Consider the following 13,218-nt stretch of genomic DNA (forward strand, 5'->3'; position numbering starts at 1 on the left):
TTGGGTAACTCCTTACGTCGTATCCTATTATCTTCACTCCCAGGTGCCGCTGTTACATCGATTCAGGTCGATGGGGTACTTCATGAGTTCTCAACAATTGAAGGCGTCGTAGAGGATGTAACATCCATCATTTTAAACATTAAAAAATTAGCTATTAAAATCTACTCTGATGAAGAGAAAACACTTGAAATTGATGTTCAAGGTGAAGGGCCTGTCAAAGCTAGTCATATTACACATGACAGCGATGTTGAGATTTTAAATCCAGATCTTCATATCGCTACATTGGCTTCAAGCGGCCATCTTCGCATGCGTTTAACTGCTAGACGCGGACGCGGCTATACTCCGGCAGACCAAAATAAGCGTGAGGATCAACCAATTGGTGTGATTCCTATCGACTCTATTTATACTCCGGTATCCAGAGTGTCCTATCAGGTAGAAAACACTCGTGTAGGTCAAATGACAAATTATGATAAGCTAACGCTTGATGTTTGGACAGATGGAAGCACTGGGCCAAAAGAAGCGATTGCTCTTGGTTCGAAGATTTTGACCGAGCATTTGAATATTTTCGTTGGGTTAACTGACGAGGCTCAAAATGCTGAAATTATGATTGAAAAAGAAGAAGATCAGAAAGAAAAAGTTCTAGAGATGACAATAGAAGAACTTGATCTATCCGTTCGTTCTTATAACTGCTTAAAGCGTGCTGGAATCAATACTGTTCAGGAATTAGCCAATAAGACTGAAGAAGATATGATGAAAGTACGAAACCTAGGTCGCAAATCACTAGAAGAAGTAAAAGCGAAGCTAGAAGAACTAGGACTAGGTCTGCGTAAGGACGACTAGGACATTCAAGTATTCGTAGACTTGCGATGATTTTTTTAATGACTTCAACAAAGGAGGGAACCCTTCATGGCATACAGAAAGTTAGGACGCACAAGCGCACAGCGTAAAGCTATGCTTCGTGATTTAACAACTGATTTAATTATCAATGAGCGTATTGAAACAACAGAAACTCGTGCGAAAGAAATTCGTTCAACTGTTGAAAAAATGATCACTTTAGGTAAACGTGGTGATTTACATGCTCGCCGTCAAGCTGCTTCATACGTTCGTAATGAGGTTGCTGATGCTGAGAACAATACAAGCGCATTACAAAAACTTTTCACTGATATCGCTCCACGTTATCAAGAGCGCCAAGGTGGATATACTCGTATTATGAAACTTGGACCACGCCGCGGTGACGGTGCGCCAATGGTAATTATCGAGTTAGTTTAATACCTTATCAGACAACAAGGGCGCTGGACAGTTTTCAAACAAACTTGTTCTTTGCCCTTTTGCTGTATTAACAATAAATAGTGTACGAACCAAGCCAAAAAGAGTGTTACGATGAGCGTTACTATTGTAAGGTTATCGCTTCCTGAATGGATGCGTGGATTGAAGTACGTCTCGTCTAGCTCATGCACCTCTCCCATTTCCTTTATGGAATTCCTATTAATTCGGCAGATGAAATTCGTTCCTGCCAGGGAAGAGGTGCAGGCTTTTTTTGTATGTAGTAAAATATGAGATGAGTTTAGTCGAGACAGGGGGGAATCACTTATGAAAAAACCAATTGTATCCCTTGATAGCGTTTCTTTTAAGTATGATTCGCAGGAACATTACGCTCTTCAAAATGTAAGTTTTAATATTTTTGAAGGGGAGTGGCTGGCAATCGTGGGTCATAATGGCTCGGGTAAATCCACGACAGCTAAACTTTTAAATGGTCTGCAATTTCCGCAGCAAGGTGAGATTATGGTTTGCGGTATGAGATTGACTGAGGAGTCCATTTGGGATATCCGGGAAAAATTAGGAATGGTTTTTCAGAACCCAGATAATCAATTTGTGGGGACAACCGTTCAGGATGATGTGGCTTTTGGTTTAGAAAATCATGGGGTCCCTAGGGATGAAATGATCCAGAGGGTAGAAGATTCTTTACAAAAAGTTAAAATGGATCAATTTCTTAATCAAGAGCCCCACCATCTTTCAGGCGGCCAAAAACAGCGGGTAGCCATTGCGGGCGTACTAGCTCTAAGACCTTCTATCATTATTTTAGATGAAGCAACATCGATGCTCGACCCTAGAGGAAGAGAAGAAGTGTTAGAGACCGTTCGTGCCTTGAAGAACGAAAAGCAGTTGACCGTTATTTCCATCACACATGACTTAGAAGAGGCAGCTAAAGCTGATCGTATAATTGTCATGAATCGTGGGGAGGTATACCGTGAGGGTACTCCGGAGGAGATTTTTTCGATGGATGAAGAGTTAATTCAATTGGGTCTAGATATCCCTTTTTCTGTGAAAATTGGTAAAGTTTTCCGTCAAAAAGGACTCGAATTATCGAAACATTATTTAACGGAAGAAGAGTTGGTGACAGAGTTATGGACATCTCACTGCAGAATGTAGAATATCGTTATCAAGTGAATACCCCTTTCGAACGGCTTGCCATTGAAGATGTCTCAATCGATATTAAAACCGGCACCTACTTGGCTATTATTGGTCATACTGGATCAGGTAAGTCGACGGTGCTTCAACATTTAAATGCTCTTTTGCAGCCTACCTCAGGTACGGTTGTAATTGGGACACACGAAATTAAAGCAAAACAGAAAAATAAAAACTTAAAATCGGTACGGCAAAAGGTAGGAATCGTCTTTCAGTTTCCGGAACATCAGTTGTTCGAAGAAACGGTTGAAAAGGATATTATTTTCGGTCCCATGAATTTTGGTGTCTCTGAAGATGTGGCAAAAGAGAGAGCACGGACTGCACTTAATCAAGTTGGATTATCAGAAGAAATATTAGATAAATCGCCCTTTGACCTTTCAGGCGGGCAAATGCGCCGGGTTGCTATAGCGGGCGTCCTTGCCATGGAACCGGACGTCATTGTCCTGGACGAGCCCACCGCTGGTTTAGATCCAAGGGGCCGCAAGGAAATTATGGACATGTTTTACCGTTTGCATAAGGAAAGAGGGCTTTCAACTATTTTGGTTACTCACAGTATGGAGGATGCCGCACAATATGCGGACCAAATCGTGATTATGCAGCAAGGAAAGATTGTTAAAAAAGGTACACCTGAAGAGATTTTTACAGCTGTAGAGGAATTACTCAAAATGGGATTAGATGTTCCGGAAGTGGTCCGTTTTCAGCTTAAGTTTGAAAAAAGAATGGGTAAAAAGCTTGAAAAAACCTATTTAACCATTGAACAGCTGTCTTCCGCTGTAACCGAACTGATAAGCAGAGGTGAGCGGGGATGATGGAAAAAATGATTTTTGGCCGATTTGTACCCGCAGATTCTGCTGTTCACAAGATGGATCCGCGTTCAAAGTTAATCATTATATTTTTATTTGTCTGTGTTATTTTTTTCGCAAATAATTGGATTACTTATGCACTTATTGGAATTTATACCTTTTTTATGATTGGCTTATCTAAAATTCCTGTTCGCTTTTTATACACGGGTCTGAAACCAATTATTTGGCTTGTTCTTTTCACTTTTATTATGCAGCTCTTGTTTACGAAGGAAGGGAACCTGCTTTTTCAGGCAGGCCCAGTGAAGGTTTATGATGAAGGCCTTAGGATGGGGATATTCATTTCATTAAGGTTCTTTTTCTTAATTTTAATGACATCCTTATTAACGTTAACGACCACACCAATTGAAATAACGGATGGACTTGAAACACTATTGCATCCTTTGAAAAAGGTCCGCTTTCCGGTTCACGAAATGGCTTTAATGATGTCCATCGCACTTCGATTTATCCCCACTCTCATGGAGGAAACGGATAAAATCATGAAGGCGCAAATTGCTAGAGGAGTTGAGTTTTCAAGCGGTCCAATCAAGGAACGCATGAAAGCTGTTATTCCATTATTAATTCCGTTATTCGTCAGTTCCTTTAAACGAGCGGAGGAGTTGGCTGTTGCGATGGAAGCAAGAGGGTACCGTGGCGGAGAAGGCAGAACGAAATACCGGCAATTGAGCTGGAATAATCGTGATTCCATCCAAATTGTGGTGCTTGTTATCCTAGTTATTCTTTTAATTTTATTACGTTCGTAATGGGGCGAATTCAAATGCAGCGCTATAAATGCATTATTTCATATGATGGTTCCGAGTTTTCCGGCTACCAGATTCAGCCGAATAAACGTACTGTACAATTAGTATTGGAAGACGTTTTAACAAAAATCCATAAGGGGCATTCCGTAAAGGTTGCTGCTTCAGGAAGAACAGATGCCGGCGTTCATGCAAAGGGTCAGGTCATTCATTTTGATTCGCCTCTCTCTATCCCTGAAGAAAAATGGGAAATAGCGTTAAATTCCCTACTGCCGGGGGATCTTGCTGCCCTCTCCGTAGAAAAGGTGCATGATTCGTTTCATGCTCGTTTTGATGCTGTTGAAAAGGAATATCGCTATTTTCTGAGGCGGTCTACTAAGAGAGACCCGTTTCAGCGGAAATATGTCTGCCAGTATCCCTATCTATTAAATGTGGATGCGATGAGAGAAGCTATTCCCTATTTACTTGGGACTCATGATTTTACAAGCTTCTGTTCCGCAAAGACGGAGGTAGAGGATAAGATTCGTACGATTGAATCGATTGAGATTACGGCGGATCAGGATATGATCATCTTTCGTTTTGTAGGAAATGGCTTTTTATATAATATGGTGCGAATTTTAGTTGGAACAATGTTAGAGGTTGGTTCTGGCGATAGAAAGCCATCCGATCTGCTCCAGGTTTTACAGGCGAAGGATAGAAAATTAGCCGGAAAAACAGCTCCAGCACATGGCTTGTACCTATGGAAGGTATTTTACAAATAAAATTCGAGTAACAACCCATCCAGGTGTAACATTTTCTTGACATATGGCTACAGAGTATTTATTATATTATATGTGTGTGTTTTTAATCCCACGATAAAGCCCCGGAAAGTCTTCATCGTGATTGAAAATATATGATTTAAAAAATAGCCGCACGCTTGTCTTAAATGTTCATTCCCGGAACAGAATGGATGCTTAGGTCATTTGAAGGTGCGAAAGAATAATCTTTTACGGATTTAAATTAGGAGGGAAACTCATGCGTACAACATTTATGGCAAATGCCAACAATATCGAGCGTAAATGGTACGTAATTGATGCAGAAGGCAAAACTCTTGGTCGTCTTGCTTCTGAAGTAGCATCAATTCTACGTGGTAAAAACAAACCAACTTTTACACCACATGTTGACACTGGTGACCATGTGATCATACTCAACGCTTCTAAAGTTGAATTAACTGGTAAGAAATTAACTGACAAGATCTACTATCGTCACAGCTTACACCCAGGCGGTTTAAAACAAAGAACTGCTCTTGAAATGCGTACAAACTACGCTGAGAAAATGATTGAGCTTGCTGTTAAAGGCATGCTTCCAAAGAATTCTCTTGGCCGTCAAATGTTTAAAAAATTACACGTATATGCTGGGGCTGAGCATAAGCACCAAGCACAACAACCAGAAGTTTACGAACTTCGCGGATAATTTAAAGGGAGGGAATTAACTTGGCACAGGTTCAATATATTGGTACTGGTCGTCGTAAGAGCTCCGTTGCACGCGTGCGCTTAGTTCCAGGTACAGGTAAAATTGTAATTAACAATCGTGACATCGAAAACTATATTCCATTTGAAGCTTTACGTGTTGTTGTAAGACAACCATTAGTAGCGACTGAAACTGTAGGCAGCTACGATGTTCTTGTAAACGTAAAAGGCGGTGGCTACACTGGTCAAGCTGGCGCGATTCGCCACGGTATTGCTCGTGCATTACTTCAAGCTGATCCAGAATACCGTCCAACATTAAAACGTGCAGGTCTATTAACTCGTGACGCTCGTATGAAAGAACGTAAAAAATACGGTCTTAAAGGCGCTCGTCGTGCACCTCAGTTCTCAAAACGTTAATATTCTTTTTATATCAACGTTTACAGCCCTTTCTCGGATTGCCGAGGAAGGGTTTTTTATTATAGAATAATCCATTTGAATACCCTTGCCCAAAAATCCATATCACTTTGAATTAATTTGCTATTCATTAATATTTTATTTTGATTACTGCTTATAAAGAGTGTTGTGGTCCACGTGAAGGATTTTGCCAAGCATCCTAAATCTTATATTCATTAGGACTAAATTCTCTTTTTCTTAGCGTGTATGCCAATTTATAATAGTGAGAGGGTTTTCTTTTCCAACGCTTAGATTAACCAATTTCAGGTGTTTGAAAGCGAGTTCCCCATACCCTGAATAGGGTGTTCCCTAGGAATAACTGCTAACATCGAAATTTTACTTTATAATAAATGGGGTAGGATTCGACGGAGGGCCTCGATCAAGAAGTTTTCCTTCATTATAAAGTCCCTCAACAAAGGGGCTGTTTGGCTCGTTTTTTTCGTATCGCTGGGCGATATATAATGTAAATAAACTTGAAAATTCTATCAATTAAATAGAAAAGGAGGTATGATATGCGGCGTGATATTCAACCGAATGAACGAGCTTTCACTTCCAAGGAAGTGGCAGAAGAAGTGGGGATTGCAACACCAACTGTTCGAAAGTATGGGCAAATCTTAGAGCGGAATGGATATGAGTTTTTAAAAGATGGCGATCGGCGTATCTTTGTTCAGTCCGACATCGAAGTGCTTGTAGCGCTACGCGATACAGACAAGCCCTTAGACGATACAGCTAAAGACCTTGTATATCAGCAAAAAGAAAGATTACAAGGACCCAATGAAACAGAGATTGCGATATCCGATACATATGATCATTTTCCCGATGATCCCAATCATTTAAACGAGGTCTTAAGGTTTTTAGTCAATGAACTCGCAGCCACACGTGAAATGAACGTCCATCTAACCAATGATATGTCACAGCTTAAAACTGCGGTTTCACGGCTCCAACAAGATCATCATGTTATAAGTTCTAATATTGGTAATTCGGCGCAAAAAACAAATGTAAAAATTGAAAAATTAGCTGAACAACAAAATATTCATTACGAAACATTGCTGAAACAAGAAAAACAAATAAGCGATTTCTTACAAAAAGAAATACAAAGGTTACGGGACGAACAGAAAAAAGAATGGTGTTCGCAAAATAATTTTAATAAGCGTTTAGAAGAAGCGATACAAAAGCCTAAAGATAAGTGGGAATGGTTGTTCTCCATATTCCGAAAATAGGGTTTCAACTATTAGGATTCACTATTTTTCAAATTTCAACAAATTCCCGGGAAATACTTCAAAATCTGAGTAGATATCGACAAAAGACCCCCAATTTAGTTAGGGTCTTTTTTTAACCATAAATTTGGCAACTGAAATTTTGCATTTCTTAGGATTTTGGGTTGAAGAATAGTCCTAAGAGGTGAAATCTGTGACTGTTATAACAACCTTCAAAGAAAAGAAAAGGGAAAAACAAATCAAATATGAGCGTTCTGTCCTTAAGGACTTATCGATAAAAACATTAAAAGAGCGAGTTCAGCATTATTTGGGATCCTCAAGAATTACATCAAGCTTTGTAATGCATGCAGGTGTGGAAGAGGCCTGTTATGATGTGGCACTTGAAGCCTACTTGTTAGGGGCAAAGTTTAGCAAATTTGGTTATTATGGGGAAGATATCGATGAAGTAAAAAAACGCTGTTATAAGGAAGAAAAGCATTTGATTGATACCCTATTCAATTTTTTACTTTATTGGGGTAATGGAGAAGAAGGGACAATGAGTGAATCCCTTTATTATCTTTGTGAACAATACATTCACGTCTGGTGGGTCGATGGATACCAAAAAGGAGAAAGACGCCATAAGCTAAGACTTCATTAGGTCATTCCAATAGTTCTAAAGTTTCCCCTTGTCCCATATATTTAAATGAACATGGACGAGCGGGAAGGAATGATTTGGTTGCTGAAGAGAAGATTGAAAATTATAGCGTTCTCTGTGGGGTTACTTTTATTGTTCCTGATTTTACAACATGATTTTATGGAAGATAAATCATGGAAATCATGGAATTTGCCGTTATCGGGGAAAATCATTTTAATTGACCCGGGTCATGGCGGACCTGACGGTGGTGCCGGTGATGGAAAAACCTTAGAAAAGGATATTGCTTTAAATATTTCATTTAAGGTAAGAGATTTCCTTCAGCAGCACGGTGCCCTGGTTATGATGACGAGGGAAACTGATGAGGACTTGGCAGACCCTACAACAAGAGGGTATAGCAGGAGAAAGGTCGAAGATCTGAGGCAAAGGCTGAAAATGATTAATAGCTCTGATAATGATCTATTTGTCAGTATTCATTTAAATGCCATCCCTTCTGCCAGATGGAGCGGGGCTCAAACCTTCTATTCCCCCCATTATACTGAAAATGCCAAAGCGGCAAAATTTATTCAAGATGAATTAAGACGGAATTTAGAAAATACAAATCGAAAGGCAAAGCCTTTAAGTCATGTCTATATTTTAAAAAATGCAAAGAAGCCGGGTGTTTTAGTCGAGGTAGGCTTTTTGTCCAATCCGGCGGAAAAGGCAAACCTTCAAACTGATTCCTACCAGGAAAAAGTGGCTGCATCTATTTATAAAGGAATCATCCGCTATTTTACGAATGAAAAGGAATTAAAAGAAACAGATTAAGGAAGATGGGCTCTCTTGCTCATCTTTTTTGGCTTTTGCCTAGCTCCAGCGCCTAGCCCCTCAAGGTCACTTTCCTGCTCCTGCGGCAAAACGTATTCGAGGAAGTACCGTTCACCTCGTCGCATGCCTACAAGGATGAAAATTCAGCGATGTAGGTATGCCGATGAAGTCAAAAAACGACTTCACCGTCAGGGCCGCAAGCAGCTGTCGGGGCTGACCAAGGCGCTTGCGCTTTTCTTTCCAATATTGGAACAGGGTATACGTGTGATTCAGTTAACTGTTTTTATCATGAGTTATGGTATACTGGAATTTGGAAACGAATTCAATTGTGAGGTGTTTGTTTACATGCTAACAGAAGCGAAAGTCCGTGAAATTGTAGGCGGCTTAAAGGAACCATTTTTACATAAAACATTAGCCGAGCTAAATGCAATTGAGGAAATAAAAATTAAAGAAGAAAAAAACCATGTCAGTGTAAAAGTGGATATTGCCAAAACGGGTACTGCCGAACAATTACAATTGCAAACACAAATTGTGAATGTTTTAAAAGAAGCAGGGGCAGCTACAGTAGGGATCCGCTTTGGTGAACTTTCTGAAGAGGTACTTGCTGCGAATCGTCATGCGGTGGAAGAAACAGAGGAAAAAGGCTTATTATCTTCTAAAAATACAACTTTTATTGCCATTGCCTCAGGTAAAGGCGGTGTAGGTAAATCAACGGTATCTGTTAACCTTGCTGTTGCCTTAGCACGTTTAGGTAAAAAAGTCGGACTGATTGACGCAGATATATATGGATTTAGTGTACCGGATATGATGGGAATTACGAAACGCCCTGTGGTGAGAGGGGAAAAAATTATTCCGGTTGAACGTTTCGGAGTCCAAGTCATTTCGATGGGCTTCTTTGTTGAAGATAATGCACCAATCATTTGGCGCGGTCCAATGCTTGGAAAAATGCTGAACAGCTTCTTCCATGAAGTAGAGTGGGGCGAAGTGGATTATTTATTATTAGACTTACCTCCAGGAACGGGCGATGTTGCATTGGATGTCCACACCATGCTTCCAGCATGTAAGGAGATTATTGTTACCACACCACATCCAACAGCTGCCTTTGTAGCTGCTCGCGCCGGCGCAATGGCTGTCCGTACAGAGCACGAAATTCTTGGTGTAATCGAAAACATGGCTTATTTTGAAAGTAAGCTAACAGGCGAAAAGGAATATGTATTTGGCCGTGGTGGCGGGGATAAATTAGCTGAAGAGTTAAATACCGAAGTACTTGGGCGCCTGCCGCTAAATCAGCCTGATTGGAATGATGAAGATTTCGCACCATCTGTATATCAAGAAGATCATCCACTCGGAAAAATCTATTTAGAAATTGCTGAAAAAATGACAGATCTTTTGAAGAAATGATAAATGAAGCCTCTTCCTAATCAGGAAGAGGCTTTTTACTGAATATAATGATTAGGCTCCGCTGCTGTTGTCTGAACCGCTTTGTCCTCCGCTAGAGTGGCTTCCACTACTGTCTTTTCCGCTACTTGCATTAGCTTTTACATCTTCAGCGGCTTTAAGCAGAAGCTCCTGCATTTTGACTTTAAATAACGGGCTTTCAATGGTTTCAGCAATTACCTTTTGAAGATGTTCTCGATATTCTTTACTTTTTAATGCATCCGCTAATTCCTTCTGAATTTCAGGCTCTTTAAATACTTGAATCATCATCCCTCTATACTGAGGGTCATTCATTAAATCCTTAAGCAGTTTTTCATTTTCGGATCTCATGTTTTTGGCAACGCCTTGAGCAAATTTAGGATCACTGAAGGTCTTTTTCCAAAAGGTTGTTGCTTTATCGGAAGTAAGGGTTTGTTCAATCGTCTGTGAAACCATCTTTTGGTCCATCACAAGCTTTTCCTTCATGCTGTCATCGGACATCACTTCTTGGATTGCCTTCTTACCGTCATCGGTTTTTAGAATATCAACCACCATTTTTTTGGTTTGTTCATAATCAATTTGTCCCCCGCTGCTGGATTCATTAGATGCGCAGCTGGTTAACAATAACATGATGGGTAGGAGGAGCAGTATATTTTTCGCTTTCATTTTTGAAAAGCTCCTTTCGCATAAGAATCCTTAATTTTAGGATGAAGAAAATCGCGAAAGATTATTCGTAAAGGATTTTAAAATATGGATTTTTCAAATATGGATTGGTACAATCATTAGGAATGTATTTTATTTTTTGGAGGTTTATAGTGTGACGAGCCGCAATTGGGTAAAACTGTTTTTGACCACATTATTAGTAGGCGGGCTCACAACGGCTATTGTGGGTTTTATTGTTCGCTGGAGTGAATTTCAGCAGTATTTTACTGAATTTAAACTAATTGATATATTATCAACGACAATCTGGTTAATTGTTATGGGATTCCTATTTAGTGTCATTAGTCAAATGGGCTTTTTTGCCTATTTAACGATACATCGGTTTGGCTTAGGTATTTTTAAGTCTGCAACCCTTTGGAATGGTGTTCAGACAGTGCTCATTTTATTTTGCCTGTTTGATTTGGTTTATATGCGTTATGAAGCATTTGCCAAGCCGGGAGAATCTGTTATGCCTTATGTAGGAGTTGCTTTAATTCCATTAATAGTCGGCATGGCTGCTGCTTGGTTTAAGAGCAAACAAACCAATCTAAGTGCTTTTATTCCAGCTCTCTTTTTTATGGTTGTTGTAACGGTTGTAGAATGGGTTCCAGTTCTAAGAGTCAATGAAAGAAGCTGGGTATTCCTTATGGTCTTTGGTCTCCTGGCCTGTAATGCTTATCAATTGTTAATCCTTCATAGGTTAAATGAACGTTCAGAACAGGAAAGACAAAAGCGTAAGAACGCAGCGGCTGGGAGTAACAATAAAGCGGTAAAAAATAAAACCAATAAAAAACCGTCCCTTTAGCATTAGGCAGGGGCGGTTTTTGTATAGGTTTATTTTATTTCTTTTGAACTGACATGGCCATTGGCAATCATTTCAGAAACAGAAACTAGCTTCAAGCCTTTTTCATGAATTTCCTTGATAATCTCCGGCAGTGCTTTTGCAGTCTGCTTGGCTGAATCAGAAGCATGTAAAAGAACGATATCTCCTTTTTTCGCCTTTTCAACATTAGTGACAATGGTTTTAACACCAGGATTCGTCCAATCCTGTGAATCCACACTCCAATGGACAACCGTAAACCCGTAACGATCAGCAATTTTTAGCGTTCTTTCATCAAAATGACCAGTCGGAGAACGCAGCAGCTTAATATTTTTTACATTTAATTTTGTAAAAACCTCCTGAGCTTTAGAGATGTCTCTACGGATTTTCGCATCCTCTAAACTCTTATAATCTTCATAGGCATAGCCAAGGATACCAATTTCATAACCCTGTTTTACAATTAGATTAACTATATCAGGGTGCCGTTCAGCCCATGATCCAGCTAAAAAGAATGTCGCGGATTTTACCCCCTCTTTTTTTAATGTGTTTAAAATTGGTTCTGCTTTTTCATCTCCCCAACCAATATTAAAAGATAAAGCAAGGTCTTTTTCGCCGCGATAAATGGCTTTTGCTCCATCCTTTGTTGAAAAAACAGGTAATTGGGCAAGGTTCTGCATATAGAGGAACCAGGCCGTAAAAAAAGCAGCAATTAAGATTAGAGAAATGTTTTTAAGTGACTTACCATTTAACACATAAAAGAAATTCATCCTAACCACCTCGTCCATTGCCATCCTTGTCTCAACTTATGCCTGCTTTTTTAATAATATGAATAAAGATTTTTATTATAAAATTGAATTATTTGGAAAATACTACTAGAACTATAAACTCATTGGAGGTTATTGGATGCTGGGAATACTAATTAACGAAAAAGAAGTGAAAGAAATAGAGTATTTAATTAAGCGGGAAATGGATGAAATCCTTTTTGATTTAAGGGATAACCGCATTGACCATATTGTGAAAAGAGCAATGGAGGAACGGTACAAAGTATTATTTGCTTTATTTAGACGAGTAGCCTCACCAAATGAATGTTTAAAGTATATGAGGAAAGATAAAAGAAACAGAAAAAAAGGATAAGGTTGGGGAACTTTTTTTAAAAGAATTGTTGACATATATTTATTATCCTGTTATATTAATAAACGTCGCTGCTGACGTAAAAAATAGCTTGAAAAAAGTTATTGACAATACGATCCGCGGATGATATATTTAAAAGGTCGCTTTTGAGGTGACTGAGAGAAATTGATCTTTGAAAACTAAACAAACAAAAACGTCAACAAACAATAATAATTCACTTCATTTAATGATGTGAAGCCAACGTAACATTCGAGCTACATCAACTTTCTTGGAGAGTTTGATCCTGGCTCAGGACGAACGCTGGCGGCGTGCCTAATACATGCAAGTCGAGCGAATCTTTGGGAGCTTGCTCCCATTGGTTAGCGGCGGACGGGTGAGTAACACGTGGGCAACCTGCCTGTAAGACTGGGATAACACCGGGAAACCGGTGCTAATACCGGATAATCCTTTTCCTCTCATGAGGAAAAGCTGAAAGTCGGTTTCGGCTGATACTTACAGATGGGCCCGCGGCGCATTAGCTAGTTGGTGAGGTA

At 39.6% G+C, this 13,218-nt stretch carries 16 protein-coding genes and 1 rRNA gene; 15 read left to right on the plus strand and 2 right to left on the minus strand.

Features of this window, described 5'->3' with window-relative positions:
- From J2Y67_RS26805 to J2Y67_RS26860, 12 genes are all read left to right on the plus strand, one after another.
- A partial coding sequence (locus J2Y67_RS26805; RefSeq protein ID WP_310179114.1) for a DNA-directed RNA polymerase subunit alpha occupies positions 1-840 on the plus strand: 840 nt, incomplete at its 5' end.
- 66 nt (positions 841-906) lie between these two features.
- Positions 907-1,269 carry a 50S ribosomal protein L17 gene (rplQ, locus tag J2Y67_RS26810; RefSeq protein WP_071355921.1) on the plus strand — a complete coding sequence of 121 codons (363 nt, stop codon included), beginning with the start codon at positions 907-909 and terminating at the stop codon, positions 1,267-1,269.
- 321 nt (positions 1,270-1,590) lie between these two features.
- A complete protein-coding gene (locus tag J2Y67_RS26815; protein ID WP_310179116.1) occupies positions 1,591-2,430 on the plus strand; it encodes an energy-coupling factor ABC transporter ATP-binding protein in 840 nt (279 codons plus the stop codon).
- Entirely contained in the window at positions 2,406-3,275 is an 870-nt protein-coding gene (locus J2Y67_RS26820) for an energy-coupling factor ABC transporter ATP-binding protein (protein ID WP_310179118.1), read from the plus strand. The genes J2Y67_RS26815 and J2Y67_RS26820 overlap by 25 nt, the downstream gene beginning before the upstream one ends.
- Positions 3,272-4,069, plus strand: coding sequence for an energy-coupling factor transporter transmembrane component T family protein (locus J2Y67_RS26825; protein ID WP_310179119.1), 798 nt, complete (start codon positions 3,272-3,274; stop codon positions 4,067-4,069). Before J2Y67_RS26820 ends, J2Y67_RS26825 begins: the two co-directional genes overlap by 4 nt.
- A 14-nt stretch (positions 4,070-4,083) precedes the next feature.
- A complete protein-coding gene (gene truA / locus J2Y67_RS26830) occupies positions 4,084-4,824 on the plus strand; it encodes a tRNA pseudouridine(38-40) synthase TruA (RefSeq protein WP_310179140.1) in 741 nt (246 codons plus the stop codon).
- Between the two features lie 253 nt (positions 4,825-5,077).
- The gene (gene rplM, locus J2Y67_RS26835) at positions 5,078-5,515 is read left to right on the plus strand and encodes a 50S ribosomal protein L13 (protein WP_310179121.1); all 438 of its coding nucleotides are present in this window, start codon (positions 5,078-5,080) and stop codon (positions 5,513-5,515) included.
- A gap of 20 nt (positions 5,516-5,535) precedes the next feature.
- Complete coding sequence (gene rpsI / locus J2Y67_RS26840; protein WP_026574304.1) at positions 5,536-5,928, plus strand: 30S ribosomal protein S9; 393 nt, start codon at positions 5,536-5,538, stop codon at positions 5,926-5,928.
- Positions 5,929-6,476: 548 nt separating this feature from the next.
- Positions 6,477-7,184 (plus strand): SH3 domain-containing protein, encoded by a 708-nt coding sequence (locus J2Y67_RS26845; RefSeq protein WP_310179126.1) that lies wholly within the window; start codon positions 6,477-6,479, stop codon positions 7,182-7,184.
- Positions 7,185-7,374: 190 nt separating this feature from the next.
- Positions 7,375-7,818 (plus strand): YbaK family protein, encoded by a 444-nt coding sequence (locus J2Y67_RS26850; protein WP_310179129.1) that lies wholly within the window; start codon positions 7,375-7,377, stop codon positions 7,816-7,818.
- Between the two features lie 81 nt (positions 7,819-7,899).
- Positions 7,900-8,619 (plus strand): N-acetylmuramoyl-L-alanine amidase CwlD, encoded by a 720-nt coding sequence (cwlD, locus tag J2Y67_RS26855; protein ID WP_310179143.1) that lies wholly within the window; start codon positions 7,900-7,902, stop codon positions 8,617-8,619.
- Between the two features lie 345 nt (positions 8,620-8,964).
- Complete coding sequence (locus tag J2Y67_RS26860; RefSeq protein WP_310179146.1) at positions 8,965-10,020, plus strand: Mrp/NBP35 family ATP-binding protein; 1,056 nt, start codon at positions 8,965-8,967, stop codon at positions 10,018-10,020.
- Between the two features lie 51 nt (positions 10,021-10,071).
- On the opposite strand, the gene gerD is transcribed toward J2Y67_RS26860, so the two are convergent.
- Positions 10,072-10,701, minus strand: a complete 630-nt coding sequence (gerD, locus tag J2Y67_RS26865; RefSeq protein ID WP_310179132.1) for a spore germination lipoprotein GerD — start codon at positions 10,699-10,701, stop codon at positions 10,072-10,074.
- Positions 10,702-10,852: 151 nt separating this feature from the next.
- Between gerD and J2Y67_RS26870 the strand changes: the two genes are divergently transcribed.
- Positions 10,853-11,539, plus strand: coding sequence for a KinB-signaling pathway activation protein (locus J2Y67_RS26870; RefSeq protein ID WP_310179134.1), 687 nt, complete (start codon positions 10,853-10,855; stop codon positions 11,537-11,539).
- 29 nt (positions 11,540-11,568) lie between these two features.
- Here J2Y67_RS26870 and pdaB read toward each other — a convergent pair whose 3' ends face one another.
- Positions 11,569-12,321 (minus strand): polysaccharide deacetylase family sporulation protein PdaB, encoded by a 753-nt coding sequence (gene pdaB / locus J2Y67_RS26875; RefSeq protein WP_310179135.1) that lies wholly within the window; start codon positions 12,319-12,321, stop codon positions 11,569-11,571.
- A gap of 136 nt (positions 12,322-12,457) precedes the next feature.
- Between pdaB and J2Y67_RS26880 the strand changes: the two genes are divergently transcribed.
- Together J2Y67_RS26880 and J2Y67_RS26885 are read left to right on the plus strand one after the other, a co-directional pair.
- Positions 12,458-12,688: a hypothetical protein gene (locus J2Y67_RS26880; RefSeq protein ID WP_310179137.1), complete on the plus strand. Its 231-nt coding sequence runs from the start codon at positions 12,458-12,460 to the stop codon at positions 12,686-12,688.
- A 262-nt stretch (positions 12,689-12,950) separates the two neighbouring features.
- Positions 12,951-13,218, plus strand: a 16S ribosomal RNA gene (locus tag J2Y67_RS26885); the annotation flags it as partial.

Source organism: Neobacillus niacini, from assembly GCF_031456445.1.
Lineage (GTDB): Bacteria > Bacillota > Bacilli > Bacillales > Cytobacillaceae > Neobacillus > Neobacillus niacini_I.